This is a genomic window from Roseovarius sp. THAF27, from assembly GCF_009363655.1.
GTDB lineage: Bacteria > Pseudomonadota > Alphaproteobacteria > Rhodobacterales > Rhodobacteraceae > Roseovarius.
In genome coordinates, this window is record NZ_CP045393.1 from 2,379,409 (window position 1) to 2,394,234 (window position 14,826).

The 14,826-nt window shown below is 64.9% G+C and carries 15 protein-coding genes; 6 read left to right on the forward strand and 9 right to left on the reverse strand.

The annotated features are described in order from the left end of the window. Positions 1-278: 278 nt before the first annotated feature. The 5 genes from FIU89_RS11845 to FIU89_RS11865 all read right to left on the reverse strand — a co-directional run bounded on the left by FIU89_RS11845 (position 279) and on the right by FIU89_RS11865 (position 3,916). A complete protein-coding gene (locus tag FIU89_RS11845; protein WP_152492786.1) occupies positions 279-1,118 on the reverse strand; it encodes an ATP-binding protein in 840 nt (279 codons plus the stop codon). Then, entirely contained in the window at positions 1,115-2,134 is a 1,020-nt protein-coding gene (locus FIU89_RS11850; protein WP_152492787.1) for a twin-arginine translocase subunit TatC, read from the reverse strand. The genes FIU89_RS11845 and FIU89_RS11850 overlap by 4 nt, the downstream gene beginning before the upstream one ends. Continuing rightward, a complete protein-coding gene (gene tatB, locus FIU89_RS11855) occupies positions 2,131-2,718 on the reverse strand; it encodes a Sec-independent protein translocase protein TatB (RefSeq protein ID WP_152492788.1) in 588 nt (195 codons plus the stop codon). The genes FIU89_RS11850 and tatB overlap by 4 nt, the downstream gene beginning before the upstream one ends. A gap of 8 nt (positions 2,719-2,726) precedes the next feature. Continuing rightward, positions 2,727-2,957 (reverse strand): twin-arginine translocase TatA/TatE family subunit, encoded by a 231-nt coding sequence (locus FIU89_RS11860; protein ID WP_152492789.1) that lies wholly within the window; start codon positions 2,955-2,957, stop codon positions 2,727-2,729. 179 nt (positions 2,958-3,136) lie between these two features. After that, the gene (locus FIU89_RS11865) at positions 3,137-3,916 is read right to left on the reverse strand and encodes an SDR family oxidoreductase (protein WP_152492790.1); all 780 of its coding nucleotides are present in this window, start codon (positions 3,914-3,916) and stop codon (positions 3,137-3,139) included. Positions 3,917-4,088: 172 nt separating this feature from the next. Between FIU89_RS11865 and FIU89_RS11870 the strand changes: the two genes are divergently transcribed. Continuing rightward, complete coding sequence (locus FIU89_RS11870; RefSeq protein ID WP_152492791.1) at positions 4,089-5,105, forward strand: Hint domain-containing protein; 1,017 nt, start codon at positions 4,089-4,091, stop codon at positions 5,103-5,105. A 6-nt stretch (positions 5,106-5,111) separates the two neighbouring features. Here FIU89_RS11870 and FIU89_RS11875 read toward each other — a convergent pair whose 3' ends face one another. Next, positions 5,112-5,486, reverse strand: a complete 375-nt coding sequence (locus FIU89_RS11875) for a nuclear transport factor 2 family protein (RefSeq protein WP_152492792.1) — start codon at positions 5,484-5,486, stop codon at positions 5,112-5,114. A gap of 222 nt (positions 5,487-5,708) precedes the next feature. Between FIU89_RS11875 and FIU89_RS11880 the strand changes: the two genes are divergently transcribed. The 5 genes from FIU89_RS11880 (at position 5,709) to FIU89_RS11900 (ending at position 11,399) form a co-directional block, all read left to right on the forward strand. Next, the gene (locus FIU89_RS11880; protein ID WP_152492793.1) at positions 5,709-7,316 is read left to right on the forward strand and encodes a peptide chain release factor 3; all 1,608 of its coding nucleotides are present in this window, start codon (positions 5,709-5,711) and stop codon (positions 7,314-7,316) included. A gap of 27 nt (positions 7,317-7,343) precedes the next feature. Continuing rightward, positions 7,344-8,096, forward strand: a complete 753-nt coding sequence (locus FIU89_RS11885; RefSeq protein WP_152492794.1) for a hypothetical protein — start codon at positions 7,344-7,346, stop codon at positions 8,094-8,096. After that, positions 8,093-8,710: a hypothetical protein gene (locus tag FIU89_RS11890; RefSeq protein WP_152492795.1), complete on the forward strand. Its 618-nt coding sequence runs from the start codon at positions 8,093-8,095 to the stop codon at positions 8,708-8,710. The genes FIU89_RS11885 and FIU89_RS11890 overlap by 4 nt, the downstream gene beginning before the upstream one ends. 78 nt (positions 8,711-8,788) lie before the next feature. After that, entirely contained in the window at positions 8,789-9,760 is a 972-nt protein-coding gene (locus FIU89_RS11895; protein WP_152492796.1) for a glycosyltransferase family 2 protein, read from the forward strand. A 181-nt stretch (positions 9,761-9,941) separates the two neighbouring features. Further along, complete coding sequence (locus FIU89_RS11900) at positions 9,942-11,399, forward strand: DEAD/DEAH box helicase (protein WP_152492797.1); 1,458 nt, start codon at positions 9,942-9,944, stop codon at positions 11,397-11,399. 143 nt (positions 11,400-11,542) lie between these two features. Here FIU89_RS11900 and FIU89_RS11905 read toward each other — a convergent pair whose 3' ends face one another. The 3 genes from FIU89_RS11905 to FIU89_RS11915 are packed head-to-tail and all read right to left on the reverse strand — an operon-like array spanning position 11,543 to position 14,760. Further along, positions 11,543-13,210 (reverse strand): ribonuclease J, encoded by a 1,668-nt coding sequence (locus tag FIU89_RS11905; protein WP_152492798.1) that lies wholly within the window; start codon positions 13,208-13,210, stop codon positions 11,543-11,545. Between the two features lie 6 nt (positions 13,211-13,216). Further along, positions 13,217-13,987: a type III pantothenate kinase gene (locus FIU89_RS11910; protein ID WP_152492799.1), complete on the reverse strand. Its 771-nt coding sequence runs from the start codon at positions 13,985-13,987 to the stop codon at positions 13,217-13,219. A gap of 20 nt (positions 13,988-14,007) precedes the next feature. After that, the gene (locus FIU89_RS11915; protein WP_152492800.1) at positions 14,008-14,760 is read right to left on the reverse strand and encodes a biotin--[acetyl-CoA-carboxylase] ligase; all 753 of its coding nucleotides are present in this window, start codon (positions 14,758-14,760) and stop codon (positions 14,008-14,010) included. Positions 14,761-14,826: the final 66 nt, after the last annotated feature.

Sequence of the window (14,826 nt, forward strand, 5' to 3'; positions counted from 1 at the left end):
CGGCCAAACAATAATTCCCAAGATATCATTGCTCTGACCGCAACAACGTAGGGTGGGGTTTCACCCCACCACGCCTACCGACAGCCTCGGCCACCGCCACCTTACAGCTTGCCGCGCCTTTATTCCGCGCCAGCAATGAACTCGGCGATACCATTGCTGCCGCAGCAACAATGCCGGCGTCATCGTAGGGTGGGGTTCCACCCCACCGCCGCAAACCAGATCAAAACAGGCGCGGCCTCCGCCCCGTCTCCTCGTTCCGGAAATACTCGGGAAACCCCTCAGAGGCTCACGCCCTGCCGCCCCGCAAGGTCGGTGAAATACTGCCACGCCACCCGGCCCGAGCGGGACCCGCGCGTCGCCTGCCATTCGATGGCCTCGGCCCGCAGCGTGGCGTCGTCGATCTCGATTCCGTGTGCCTCGCAATAGCCCCGGATCATCGACAGGTACTCGTCCTGGTCGCACGGATGAAAGCCCAGCCACAGCCCGAACCTGTCGGACAACGAGACCTTCTCTTCCGTCGCCTCGCTGGGGTTGATCGCGCTCGACCGCTCGTTCTCGATCATGTCGCGCGGCATCAGGTGGCGGCGGTTCGACGTGGCATAGAACACCACGTTCTCGGGCCGCCCCTCGATCCCGCCATCCAGCACCGCCTTCAGCGACTTGTAATGCTGGTCGTCATGGCCAAAGCTCAGGTCGTCGCAGAACAGGATGAACCGCGCGTCGCTGCCCCGCAGGATGTTCAGCAGCCGCCCCACGCTCGGCAGGTCCTCGCGCTGCAATTCCACGATCTTCAGGTCGTGCCCCTCGGCCCGCACGGCGGCATGCACCGCCTTCACCAGGCTCGACTTTCCCATGCCCCGCGCACCCCACAAGAGCGCGTTGTTGGCCGGCAGCCCCTTGGCGAAATGCCGCGTGTTGTCCAGCAGCGTATCGCGCGAGCGGTTGATCCCCACCAGCAGCTCCATGTCGACCCGGTTCACGTCGCGCACGGGATGCAGCCGGTCCGGCTCCACATGCCACACGAACGCATCGGCGGCGTCGAAATCCGGGGCCTCCAACGGCGCCGGGCTCATCCGCTCCAGCGCGGCGGCGATCCGTTCCATCGGGTCTGCGGTCATGTCTTGCTCCGGTCTTCGCCCAGATCGTCCAGGTCGCCGCCGTCATCCTCGTCGTCGGCGTCGAACTCGGCCTCCATCGGGTCCACCTCGTCGGCGTCGTCATCCTCGAACCACACGCCCTCGGCGCGCAGTTTCTGCTCGCGCGTCTTCTCGACCCGCCGCACGAGGAAGATGGAAATCTCGTAAAGCCCGTACACCACCGTGAAGAGGATCAGCTGCGTCACCACGTCCGGCGGCGTCACCAGGGCGGCCAACACCAGGATGCCCACCATGGCGTATTTCCGCACGCCGCCCAACCCCTCGGCGCTGACCAGCCCGGCCTTGCCCATCAGCGTCAGCAGCACCGGCAACTGGAAACAGATACCGAAGGCCATGATGAATTTCAGCGTGATATCCAGGCTTTCGTTCACCTTCCCGAAAAAGGTGATGCGAATGCCCTCGTCGGTCTCCGGCACCACCGCGCCCAGGTTGTCGGGCACCACCGGCAGGTTCGGGTCCGCCACCGTCTCGACCTCGCCGATCGCGCCGGTCAGCAGGTTGGCGAAGATCGAGCTCACATCCGCGAACCCCAGGAAAAAGTTCATCGCCAGCGGCGTCACCACGAAATGCGCGAACGCCGCCCCCAGGAGGAACATGATCGGCGACGCGACGATGAACGGCAGGAACGCCGCCTTCTCGTTGCGGTAAAGCCCCGGCGCCACGAACCGCCACATCTGCGCCGCGATCACCGGAAAGGCCAGCATGAAGCCAAAGACCATCGAGATTCGGAACAGCGTAAACAGGTATTCCTGCGGACTGGTATATTGCAGCGTCGGCGACGGATCGCCCAGCGTCCGCAGCGTCGCCTCGATCGGCCCCAGCAGGAATTGCAGGATCGGCTCGGCCACGACAAAGGCCAGAACGATCCCCACCAGAAATGCCAGCACCGACCGGATCAGCCGCGTGCGCAACTCCGCCAGATGCTCGATCAGCGGGGCCGAGCTCATCTCGATGTCGTCGTCGTCGGTGGCGCTCATGCAGGTTTATCCGAGGCGGACTTCTTGGTCGCAAGTTTCTTCGCCGCGCTCTTCTTCGGCGCCGCCTTCTTGGGCGTGGATTTCGCTGCCGGCTTCTTGGCCGGCATCTTCTTGGCCGGTGCCGGTTTGGCCGTGCTGTCGGCCTTCTCCGCAGCAGGCTTCGGCGCGTCGGCCTCCGCCGCCTTGGCCTTCACCGCCTCTTCCGCCGTCTTGCGCTCCTCGGCCATCTCGGCCGAGCGTTTCGAGATTTTGTCGACCATCGCCTTGCGGTCGTCGTCGAACTCGGCCCGCTTGGGCGCAGGCCCGGCCATGGTCTTGGCAGTGAAACTGTCGGTCGATTTCTTGACCTCGTCCATCGCCGCGCCCACCGGGTTTGTGGCCGATTTCAACGACTTGGACACCTCGCTGACGCCTGCCTCGTCAGCCGCGTCGTTCATCGCCCGGCTGAATTCGCGCGCCATCTGCTTGGCCTTGCCCACGAACCGTCCCACGGTGCGGAACATGCCCGGCAAATCCTTCGGCCCCACGACGATCAGCGCGACGATGCCAATCACCATGAGCTCGGTCCAGCCCAGGTCGAACATTTAAGGGGTTACGCCTTGTCTTTTTCTTTGTCTTCTTCGGGCGTGACGTCCCGGGCCGAATCCGCCGCGTCGTTGCTGGCGTCCTCGACTTCCTTGTTTCCTTCCGCGACGCCCTTCTTGAACGAGGTGATGCCCTTGCCCACTTCGCCCATCAGCGAAGAGATCTTGCCGCGTCCGAAAAGAACCAGCACGACCACCGCGATCAGCAAAAGCCCCGGAAGGCCGATGTTGTTCAGCATGATATGTCTCCCTTATCCCGGCCCCGTTTCTGGGGTCCCGCAGGATGTACGTCAACCGTATCTATGCCCTTGCGCCGCCGGTTGGAAGAACCAATCCGCCGCAGATCCCGGGTTTTTCAGGGGCGCAGCCGGAAAATTCGAATTTTCCGGCCCAATTTTTGCGCAAAAATTGCCCCCCCCTAAAGCGTGGCGTTGATCGCGCCGCCGTCCAGAAGGATGTTCTGCCCCACGATGAACCCCGCGTGCCGACTGCACAGGAACGCGCAGGTCGCGCCGAAATCCTCGGCCGTGCCATAGCGCCCCGCGGGGATCGTCGCCGCCCGTCGCGCCCGCGCCTCGTCAAGGCTGATCGACTGCGCCTCGCTGACGCCCTTGTCCAGCGAATCGGCCCGGTCGGTCGCATGAATGCCAGGCAGCAGGTTGTTGATCGTAACGCCTTTTCCCGCCACCTGCCGGGCCGTGCCGGCAACATATCCGGTCAGGCCCGCACGGGCCGAATTGCTCAGCCCCAGCACCGGGATCGGCGCCTTCACGCTTTGCGAGGTGATGTTGACCACCCGGCCCCAGCCCCGCTCCATCATGCCCGGCACCAGCGCCTTGATGAAGGCGATGGGCGTCAGCATGTTGGCATCCAGCGCCTTGATGAAATCCTCGCGGTCCCAGTCCGTCCACTTGCCCGGCGGTGGGCCGCCCGCGTTTGTCACAAGGATATCAACACCTTCCGCGGCACTTATCACCTTCTTTTGCCCGTCCGGCGTGGTCACGTCGCAGGCCGCGGTGATCACCTCCACGCCAAAGTCGCCGCGAATGGCCTCGGCCGAGGCCTCCAGTGCCTCTTCCCCCCGCGCGTTCAACACCAGGTCCACGCCCGCCTCCGCCAGCGCCCGGGCACAGCCCAGCCCGAGCCCTTTCGACGATGCGCAGACCAGCGCGCGTTTACCTTTTATTCCAAGGTCCATGATAGTCTCTCCCGATGGTTTGCCCTCAGTTAGCATTCCCGCCCCTGCCGGGACCAGCGAAACCCCCGCGCGCGTCGCCATGTTGACCACATGACGCCATAATCCTAGTCTATGCCGTCACATCAGGGCAGCGCAGGTCCGCAAACGGACCGTAACAGGACAAAGGAAGATCATGACCAAGGGCCCAGACCGTCCGGCCTATGCCATCCCCGTCCTCCGGGCGGCGGATTTCACGGTCATCAACGGTGCCAACCTTGGCGACTCCATATCCTTCGCCGACGAGCTGGATCTCGACGACACTTACGACCTGCGCGTCGGCGCCCGCCTGCACCGCCTGTCGCTGGCTCCCGGCGACGGCAACGCCCTCACCGTCGTGGACGGCTCCCGCCTCGGCACGCCCGGCGCCACCGTGCATCTCGACAGCTGCCTGACGGTGATGTCCGCCAACGGCCAGACCTCCGAGATCCTGATCCTGGTCGAGGTCGACGCCGCCGGCGACGTGGCGCAGGTCTATGCCCACCCGCTGGCGCAATTGAAGCCCCGCACCGGCTACAGCCTTGTCGGCATCGATACCGTTAACGCGCGCCAGAAATTCGCCGAGGTGGCCTGCGTTTCCTTCTCCAAGGGCACGCATATCACCATGGCCTCCGGCGCCCAGACCCCGATCGAGGATCTCAAGGTCGGCGACCGCGTGCTCACCCGCGACGACGGGCCCCAGCCGGTACGCTGGATCGGCCAATCCACCGTGCGCGCCGTGGGAGAGTTTTCGCCCATCCGCATCCGCGCGGGCGTCATGAACAACACCGGCGACCTGCTGGTCAGCCCCGATCACCGATTGTTCGTCTATCAACGCTCCGATGCGCTCGGCGCCGGCCGGTCCGAGGTTCTGATCCGCGCCCGCCACCTTGTGAACGGCGATACCGTGGTGCAGGAGGATGGCGGCTTCGTCGACTATTACCAGCTTCTCTTCGACACCCACCAGATCATCTACGCCGAAGGCATCGCCGCCGAGACCCTGCTGGTCGACACGCGCACCCGCGCCGTCCTTCCGCAGGAGCTCAACGACGAACTGGCCCGCGCCCTGCCCGGCGGCGGCCATGCCAGGCGGACCCACCTCGAATTCGAGGTGAACGAAGGCGAGGTCCGGCCCGACATGGCCAAGCTGCTCAAGGCCGCCTCGACGCGCTAGGCTGCCTCACACCTCCGAATAGGTGTAGAAGAACTCCTCGCGCACGATCTTGCCGCCCGCAACAGTGTAGACGCCGACCTCTTCCATGTCCGACACCTTGCCGGTCTCCCTCTCCTTGACCTTCGAGCGGAAGATCACCGCGAAGCGGTCGTCGCCATGCCACATCGGCCCGGTCACCTCGGCCTCCAGCATCTCCATCGCGCCTTCCCACCACTCGTGCTTGGCCCGGATCCCGTCCAGCCCGTGGGTCTCGCGGCCCTGCCCCATGTCGACGGCCTCCACCGACACCGCGTCGGCGGCGTAAAGCCGTTCCAGGTTCTCCTTTGCCCGGCCCTCGCGGCATCCGGCCACCAGTTCCTCCGCAATCTCCATCATGTCCATCTGTCGAAACTCCTATGTTGATGTTCATCCTATGTTCCAACGGTGCCACACCGAACCTGTCGGATCCATCGGCATCGTCGTGCCCGACGCCGCTTCTGGCCACATCCTGACAGCATGATCCTCACACACCAAGATGACACCGACGCGATGCCACCCGGATACCGATGCGATACCGACGCGCGAATCTTGCACCCGCCCCGCGCCGCCTCTATAGCGTCGCTCATGTTGGATACCGTCCCAAATCGCCCCGATCTGCCGGCCGAAATTGCCCGGCGGCGCACCTTTGCCATCATCAGCCATCCCGATGCCGGCAAGACCACCCTGACCGAGAAGTTCCTGCTTTACGGCGGCGCCATCCAGATGGCCGGACAGGTCCGCGCCAAGGGCGAGGCGCGGCGCACGCGCTCGGACTACATGCAGATGGAAAAGGACCGGGGCATTTCCGTCTCGGCCTCCGCAATGTCTTTCGATTTCAATGACTTCCGCTTCAACCTTGTCGACACGCCCGGCCACTCGGACTTCTCCGAAGACACCTATCGCACCCTCACCGCCGTCGATGCCGCCGTGATGGTGATCGACGGCGCGAAGGGCGTGGAAAGCCAGACGCAGAAACTCTTCGAGGTCTGCCGCCTGCGCGACCTGCCGATCCTGACCTTCTGCAACAAGATGGACCGCGAAAGCCGCGATACATTTGAAATCATTGATGAAATTCAGGAGATGCTGGCGATCGACGTGACCCCGGCCTCCTGGCCCATCGGCGTCGGGCGCGATTTCATCGGCTGCTACGACATGCTCAATGACCGGCTTGAACTGATGGACCGCGCCGACCGCAACAAGGTCGCGGAATCTGTTGGAATCAACGGCTTGGACGATCCCAAACTGGCCGATCACGTGCCTGCGCACCTGGTCGAAAAGTTGCGCGAAGACGTCGAGATGGCCCGCGAATTGCTGCCCGACCTGAACCCGCAATCGGTGCTCGAGGGGCACATGACGCCGATCTGGTTCGGCTCCGCAATCAACTCTTTCGGCGTCAAGGAACTGATGGACGGCATCGGCACCTATGGTCCCGAACCGCAGCCCCAATCGGCCGAGCCGCGCCAGATTTCACCGGAAGAATCAAAGGTTTCCGGATTCGTCTTCAAGGTGCAGGCCAACATGGACCCCAAGCACCGCGACCGCGTCGCCTTCGTGCGCATGGCATCGGGCCATTTCAAGCGCGGCATGAAACTGACCCACGTGCGCTCCAAGAAACCCATGACCGTCTCCGCCCCCGTCCTCTTTCTCGCCTCCGACCGCGAACTGGCCGAAGAGGCCTGGGCCGGCGACATCATAGGCATCCCCAACCACGGCCAGCTGCGCATCGGCGACACCCTGACCGAGGGCGAGGCCCTGCGCGTCACCGGCATCCCCTCCTTTGCGCCGGAACTTCTGCAAAACTGCCGCGCGGGCGACCCTATGAAGGCCAAGCACCTGGAAAAGGCCCTGATGCAATTCGCCGAGGAAGGGGCTGCCAAGGTCTTCAAGCCCACCATGGGCGCGGGCTTCATCGTCGGCGTCGTGGGCCAGCTGCAATTCGAGGTTCTGGGCTCCCGGATCGAGCTGGAATACGGCCTGCCCGTCCGCTTCGAGCCGTCGCAATTCACCTCCGCCCGCTGGGTCCACGGGCCGAAAGAAGCGGTCGAGAAATTCACCAATGTCAACAAGCAGCACATCGCGCTCGATAACGACGGCGACACGGTCTACCTTACCCGCCTGCAATGGGACATCGACCGCGTCGAGCGGGACTACCCCGAGATCAAGCTGTCGGCGACAAAGGAAATGATGGTGTGACGGGCCTCTTCGCATCATCCTGGCGCAATGGATGACCAGGTATACCCCGGCGGATTTGCCTCTCTCGTAAGACGGTTCGAGAGCAAGCGCACCCAATTCACCAATTGGCAAGACCTGCTGCCGCCAGTCGATGCGGATCTTTCGCCTTACTTCCAGGCGACGGTTTCCCCCGGCCCCGTGCCACCGCGCCGGAAAACGCGCGACATCCATGAAAAGCACGAGGATTTCAGCGCTCAACTGGCCGGCTACAGCGAGGCGCATGTGCTGAACGCGATCCTCATCGCGGTGCTGCGCCGGCGTGATCCGCCGGATGAGGCCCTGAGCCTGTTTTTCCGCCTGTGGTCCGAGCACGGCGCACGCCTGGTCAAGGACATGCCCGTGCGTTGGATGGTGTCCTCCGCCACCACCTTTGCAGATCATGGCCGGACCGGCGACCAACGCGCCTGCGGAATGGGGCTGTCGGTGCTCTTCGACACGATCAAGCTCTACGAGAGCGAACGCAGCTACAGCGGGCTCTCCGGGCGAAAGCTCTTCAGCCTTCGACCCGGTGAAAAGCGCCACAGCATGCCCTTTGCGGTCACCCGCTATTCCTTCAAGTCGGGCGACCTCGACAAGAACATGCTCGCCCGGCTCTGGTTGCTGTCCGAGGCCGACGCGACCATCGCACCTCTTGCCCGCGCGATGCTGCGGCTGGTCGTCTCCGACACGCGTACCGTCTTCTCCCGGGTTCAGCGGATGAAGGCCGCACGGGCAGAGCGTCGCGCCAGGAAGCAACCGTGACCCTGCAAAACCGCATTCTGCCCACTGGTGAGATCGCGGCCACGCCCGAACGCGGCACCCTCATGGGCAATCGCGGCATCCTGCATGACGCCGATCTGCAGTTGGGAAAGGTCCGCTGGCGCCACCCGCACTGGGTCACCTGCCTGCTCGATTTCAAGAACCGCCGTCGCAAGCTCATGCAGCCCGGAGCCTACACCGAGCTTTTCTTTCTCGACGAGCCCACGGCATTTGCCGCCGGTCACCGCCCCTGCGGCGAATGCCGCCGCGCCGCGTTTCGACGCTTCGCTACGCTTTTCCACGCCGCCAACGGCACCGAGACGCTGGCCGAGATCGACCGCCTGATGCACCGTGACCGCGTCACCCGCAGGCGCGAGCAGGTCCGATACACGGGCGCCCTCGAAACGCTGCCCGACGGCGCCTTCATCCTGCACGAAGACGCGCCGCACCTGGTCTGGGGCGGACGTCTCCTGCGCTACGCCCCCGGCGGATACACCGCCGCTTTGCCCCGCAGCACGGGGCCCGCGACCGTGCTCACCCCGGCCTCGATCGTCGCCACGCTGGCCGCCGGGTATCGCCCCGTTCCGCACCCCTCGGCCACAAAGAACCACACCTGACCTTCCCCTGGCTCCAAATATCCCCGCCGGAGGCATCGACCTCTTGCGCGCCTCCCGCCCCTGTCACATGCTCTGGCCATGAGCAGTGATCCCACATGGGGCCTCGTCGCCACGATCAAGGCGCCCGCCCAGGACATCCTGGATTTCGCCGCGCACCATCTCGACCTGGGCGCGCACCGCGTCTTCGTTTATCTGGACGAGGACGTCCCCGAGGCCCGCTCGGCGCTCAAGCGGCACCCAAAGTGCCGCGCGATCCTGACGGATGCCGATTACTGGAAACGCCGCCGCCGCGACAAGGGGCGTCCGGACGCGCACCAGCACCGCCAGTCGTTGAACGCCACCCATTGCTATACACGCGATCCGCAGGTCGACTGGCTCCTGCATGTCGACGTCGATGAGTTTCTGCAGCCTCTCTCGCCGCTCGCCGCCCAACTGGCCGCGATCCCGCCCGGCATCCTCTCCGCCCGCGTGCGCCCGGTCGAGGCGATGCAGCCCGATCCCGCCGACCCGCCGCCGCCCGGCACGATCTGGTGCAAGGGCTTCGACCCCGTGCTGCGGATCCGCCGCGAGCAGACCACCAGGCTGTACCCCCGCTACGGCGAGCATCTGAACGGCGGCTTTCTCAGCCACGTCGCCGGGAAGATCTTCGTGCGCACCGGGCAGCCCGATGTCAGCATCCGTATCCACAATGCCTTCGTCGGCAAGACACGCGATTCCAACCTCTTCGACCTCGACGACTGTCGCCTCGTGCATCTTCATGCCCCCACCTGGGACGACTGGCAGGCGCGGTTCCGCTACCGGCTCAGCCAAGGCTCCTACCGGCCCGACCTCAAAGCCAACGCCCGGCACTCGGAAACGGCCCTGACGATGCACCAGCTGTTCTCGATGCTCGAGTCCGAGGGCGGCGAAGACGCCCTGCGCGCCTTCTTCACCGAGGTCTGCGTGGCCACGCCGGACCTGCGCAGCCGGCTCGACGCGCTCGGCCACCTGCACACGGTCTCCCTCGACCTGGACGCCAAACGCGCCCGCCACTTCCCGAATTTCGCCTGATCGCCCTTGATTGTTGCCGAAACGCACACAATTCACACGTTATACACGCTCTGTCCGTCCCGTGGCGTCGCACATTGACCAACGCTCGCCCTTGGGATAGTGGGAGTGGAGCAGGGCCCTGCACGCATGGGCCAATTCGAGATGGCGGGCCAGAATCGTGTCCGCAAAACTGTGGACATACATGACCAAATTTTCTGACCTGAGCCTCAACCCCAAGGTTCTGAAAGCCGTCGAAGAAGCCGGCTACGAGACCCCCACCCCCATCCAGGCGGGCGCCATTCCTCCCGCGCTCGAAGGCCGCGACGTCCTGGGCATCGCCCAGACCGGCACCGGCAAGACGGCGGGCTTCACGCTGCCGATGCTGTCGCTTCTGGCCCGGGGCCGCGCCCGCGCCCGGATGCCGCGCAGCTTGGTGCTCTGCCCCACGCGCGAACTCGCCGCCCAGGTGGCCGAGAATTTCGACACCTATTCCAAGTACCTCAAGCTGACCAAGGCGCTCCTGATCGGCGGCGTCAGCTTCAAGGAACAGGAACAGATCATCGACAAGGGCGTCGATGTCCTGATCGCCACCCCCGGCCGCCTGCTCGACCATTTCGAGCGCGGCAAGCTGATCCTCAGCGACGTCAAGGTGATGGTCGTGGACGAGGCCGACCGGATGCTCGACATGGGCTTCATCCCCGATATCGAGCGTATCTTCGGCCTTACGCCCTTCACCCGCCAGACGCTTTTCTTCTCCGCCACCATGGCGCCCGAGATCGAGCGGATCACCAACACCTTCCTGTCCAGTCCCGAACGCATCGAGGTCGCCCGTCAGGCCACCGCGTCCGAGACGATCGAACAGGGCGTGGCGATGTTCAAACCCTCCCGCCGCGACCGTGCCGACAGCGAAAAGCGCAAGCTTCTGCGCGCGCTCATCGACGCCGAGGGCGACAAGCTAACCAACGCGATCATCTTCTGCAACCGCAAGACGGACGTGGATATCGTCGCCAAGTCGCTCAAGAAATACGGCTATGACGCCGCGCCCATCCACGGCGACCTCGACCAGAGCCAGCGCACCCGCACGCTTGACGGCTTCCGCGCGGGCTCGCTGCGCATCCTGGTGGCCTCCGACGTGGCCGCCCGCGGCCTTGACGTGCCATCGGTCAGCCACGTCTTCAACTTCGACGTCCCCGGCCACCCCGAGGATTACGTGCACCGCATCGGCCGCACCGGCCGCGCCGGGCGCGAGGGCAAGGCGATCACGCTCTGCAACCCGCGCGACGAAAAGGCCCTCGACGCGGTCGAAAAGCTGATCCAGAAAGAAATCCCGCGCCTCGACAATCCGCTGGGCAATGCCGCGCCCGAGCCCGAGGCCGACGCCACGTCCGAAGAGGCGCCGAAGAAACCGCGCCGCTCGCGCAGCCGCCGCAAGCCCGACGACGATCCGCAGAAAACCGACGAGGCCAAGGCAGATCCGGCGCCCGACGACGCGACCGATGCCAAAACCGAGACCAGCCCGGCGGACGACCGCAGGCAATCCTCGCGCGGTCGCGGCAGCTCCGGCAAGAAGCAAGGCGACGACAAGTCCAGGACCGTGGGCATGGGCGACCACCTGCCCAGCTTCATCGCCAAGAGCTTCGACGAACGGATGGTCTCCTGAACCGATCCCGTAGGGTGGGTGAATATTCACTTCCCCACGCGTCCAACCGATCCCGTAGGGTGGGTTTCCAACCCACCCCAACGCGCCGCTCCTCAACACCCGCGTAGGGTGGGCGAAAGCCCACGCGCGCCCTGAGCCGCGCGTTACGACAGCCGGCTGATGATCACCGTCACCTCGGGCTTCTTGCCGATCTCGCCAAGCGCGCTCTGCCGCGCCACCTTGCGCAACCCGTCTTCCAGCGCATCGTCATCGCTCAGGGTTTTCGACTTCGCGCGCCCCATGAACTGGCTGAGATCCTCTTCCAGAACATCGACCAGCGGAGCACGGCTGCCGCCCGTCTCGGCCAGCCCCATGATCTCGCACCAGGGCTCGCCCAGCGGTTCGTCGCTTTCGTCCAGGATAACGTTGATCGTGACATGACCGTTCAGCGCCATGCGAATCCGATCCCGCACGATGCCGTCCAGCGCCCCGATCTTCACCGACCCATCCAGATAGGTCCGCCCGGTCTCAACATACTCGGCAACTTCTGCACGATTGCCCGAAAGGTCGATCATCGTGCCATTCGGCGCCAGAACCCCGTGCAGCTTGCTTTCGCCCGCCAGCTTCACATGCTCGCGCAGATGCCGGTGCTCACCATGCATCGGCACCACGAATTGCGGCTGAACGATCTGGTGCAGCTTCTTCAGGTCGGGCCGGTTGGCGTGGCCCGACACGTGGTAAAGCCCGCTGCTGTCATCCACCACGTCCACGCCCTGTTCGCTGAACTGGTTGATGATGCGAATGACGCCGCGCTCGTTGCCGGGAATGGTCTTGGACGAAAACAGAAACGTATCCCCGGGCTTCAGCTCGATCCCGTTATATTTACCCTGCGCCAGCTGCGCGCTGGCCGCGCGGCGCTCGCCTTGGCTGCCGGTGACGATCAGCATCACGTTCTCGCGCGGGATCTCTCGCACCTCCTCGGGGCTGATCGTGCGCGGGAAATCCGTCAGCACGCCGGTCTCGACCGACGCCTCGATCATTCGCCGCATCGCCCGGCCCAACAGACAGATCGACCGCCCGGCCCGCTCGCCGGCCTCGGCCAGCGTCTTCACCCGGGCGACGTTGCTGGCAAACGTGGTCGCCACGACCATGCCCTTGCACCCCGCCACCAGCTTCTCGATCTCGGGGCCCACGGTGTTCTCGCTACGCCCCTCATGGGCGTTGAACACGTTCGTCGAATCGCAAACCAGCGCCTTCACCCCCGGTCTGGCGATCTCGGCCCACATTCCCTCGTCGAACGCCTCGCCGACCACGGGGCTCATGTCGATCTTGAAATCGCCCGAATGCACGATCCGGCCCGCGGGTGTGTCGATCACCAGGCCGGAACTTTCCGGGATCGAATGCGAGATCGGCGCGAACCCCACCGTGAACGGCCCGGCTTCGGTCGTCTCGGGCCAGGGCGACACGGTCTGCACCGCCTTTTCGGGGTGGCCATGCTCGTCCATCTTGCGGCGCGCGATATTGGCGGTGAAGGCCCGCGCATAGATGGGCGCGCCCAACTGGTCATAATAATGCGCCACGGCCCCCACGTGGTCTTCATGCGCGTGCGTGATGAACACCGCCTCCAACTGGTCGCGCCGCTCTTCCAGCCACGCGATGTCGGGGAAGATCAGGTCCACCCCCGGCGTGCCGTCCATGTCCGGAAAGGTCACGCCCAGATCCACAAGGATATACCTCTCCTTGCCCGGCGCGCCGTATCCGTAGACATAGGCGTTCATGCCGATTTCCCCCGCCCCGCCAAGGGCAAGGTACGTCAATCTCTCACTGCTCATCCCCGATCAGCCTTCCTTGTTATGGGCATGGATCACGGTCAGCCCATGCATCGTCAGATCTTCTCTAATTTCGTCGAACAGCAGGTCACCCTGCGCGAAAAGCGGCGCAAGGCCGCCCGTGCCGATTATCTTCATCGGCGTCTCATACTCGGCCCGGATGCGGTCGCACACCCCGTTGACCAATCCCACGTACCCCCAGAATACGCCCGACTGCATGCAGTCCACCGTGTTGGTGCCGATCACCTTCTGCGGCTTCGTCACGTCGATATGAGGTAAGGCCGCCGCCGCCATGTGCAAGGCCTCTAGGCTCAGGTTGACGCCGGGGGAAATCACGCCCCCCACATAGGCCCCGTCATCCGCCACCACGTCGAAGGTCGTCGCGGTGCCGAAATCCACCACGATCAGGTTGCCGCCATAAAGGTCATAGGCCCCGGCCGCATTAACAAGCCGGTCCGGCCCCACCTGCGTGCCCTCGTCCACCCGCGGCTGGCGCGGCAGGGCGCATTCCGGCTTGCCCACCACGATGGGCCGACAGCCGAAGAACCGGTCGGCAAAGACGCGCAGGTTGAACACCACACGCGGCACCGTGGACGAGATGATCACGTCGGTGATGTCCAGGTCGATCTCGTAATGCTTCACTAGTGTCGAGAACCAGGTGAAATAGGCATCCGCCGTCCGCGCATGGTGGGTCGAGGTGCGCAGGGTGCACAGAAACTCCGACCCGTCCCAGATCGCGAAAACCGTGTTGGTGTTGCCGCAGTCGATCGCCAGAAGCATGGCACCGCCCTCTCTTCGCCTTAGAAAAACACGTCCGCCGCCGGGATGACGTGGCGCGATTTGGCATCTGTTAGAACAAGATTGCCGCCCGCGTCCACCGTCTCGAACGTGCCGGTAAAGGTCTCGCGCCCGGTCCGCGCCGTGATCACCTCGCCCAGCCGCGCTGCCCGGTCCATCCAGGCCGCGCGAATGGGGGCGAACCCGTAGGTCACGAACTGCGCCTCGAGCCGCGCATAGGCCGGCGCCAGTAGATCGAGGAACTCCTCGGGGTCGATCTTCGCCCCGGTCTCCGACAACAGCGACACGGGCCGCACCGCGCCCGGCTCGACCGCGCCCGCCTCGGGCGCGCTCTTCAGGTTTACCCCGATCCCGATGGCAAAATGGCTGAGGCTGCTTCCCGCGCCCGCGCTTTCCAAGAGGATCCCGGCCAGCTTGCCGCCATTCAGCAGCACGTCATTGGGCCATTTCAGCGCAAAGCCCAGGGGCCGTCCCGTCGCCGCGACAAAGGCGTCGTACAGCGCCAGCGACGCCACGAAGGACCGCAGGGCCACCTGGTCGGCGCTTTCTGTGGGCCGCATCACCAGCGTCGCCGCGAAGTTGCCCTCCGGGTTGGCCCAGGGCCGCCCGCGCCGCCCCCGCGCCGCCGTCTGGTGGCGGGCCAATATCCACTCCGGCCCTTGCAGGTTGGGCGCAATCCGCGCCGCCTCGGCATTGGTGCTGTCCACCTCGTCCAGCACCCGCCGCCCGTATCCTTCTGGCCACGGCTCTTTCATCGTTCGAAAAATACTCCCGCCGGAGAGGCAGGCTTGTTGCGCCATACGTTCCCACCGCGTGTCATT

Coding starts and splice junctions, on each gene's coding strand:
- FIU89_RS11850 (WP_152492787.1), bottom strand. CDS start 2,134: ATGAGCGCCACCGACGACGACGACATCGAGATGAGCTCGGCCCCGCTG.
- FIU89_RS11845 (WP_152492786.1), bottom strand. CDS start 1,118: ATGACCGCAGACCCGATGGAACGGATCGCCGCCGCGCTGGAGCGGATG.
- tatB (WP_152492788.1), bottom strand. CDS start 2,718: ATGTTCGACCTGGGCTGGACCGAGCTCATGGTGATTGGCATCGTCGCG.
- FIU89_RS11875 (WP_152492792.1), bottom strand. CDS start 5,486: ATGGACATGATGGAGATTGCGGAGGAACTGGTGGCCGGATGCCGCGAG.
- FIU89_RS11885 (WP_152492794.1), top strand. CDS start 7,344: ATGGATGACCAGGTATACCCCGGCGGATTTGCCTCTCTCGTAAGACGG.
- FIU89_RS11910 (WP_152492799.1), bottom strand. CDS start 13,987: ATGCTTCTGGCGATCGACTGCGGCAACACCAACACGGTTTTCGCGATC.
- FIU89_RS11865 (WP_152492790.1), bottom strand. CDS start 3,916: ATGGACCTTGGAATAAAAGGTAAACGCGCGCTGGTCTGCGCATCGTCG.
- FIU89_RS11860 (WP_152492789.1), bottom strand. CDS start 2,957: ATGCTGAACAACATCGGCCTTCCGGGGCTTTTGCTGATCGCGGTGGTC.
- FIU89_RS11870 (WP_152492791.1), top strand. CDS start 4,089: ATGACCAAGGGCCCAGACCGTCCGGCCTATGCCATCCCCGTCCTCCGG.
- FIU89_RS11880 (WP_152492793.1), top strand. CDS start 5,709: ATGTTGGATACCGTCCCAAATCGCCCCGATCTGCCGGCCGAAATTGCC.
- FIU89_RS11905 (WP_152492798.1), bottom strand. CDS start 13,210: ATGAGCAGTGAGAGATTGACGTACCTTGCCCTTGGCGGGGCGGGGGAA.
- FIU89_RS11900 (WP_152492797.1), top strand. CDS start 9,942: ATGACCAAATTTTCTGACCTGAGCCTCAACCCCAAGGTTCTGAAAGCC.
- FIU89_RS11915 (WP_152492800.1), bottom strand. CDS start 14,760: ATGAAAGAGCCGTGGCCAGAAGGATACGGGCGGCGGGTGCTGGACGAG.
- FIU89_RS11895 (WP_152492796.1), top strand. CDS start 8,789: ATGAGCAGTGATCCCACATGGGGCCTCGTCGCCACGATCAAGGCGCCC.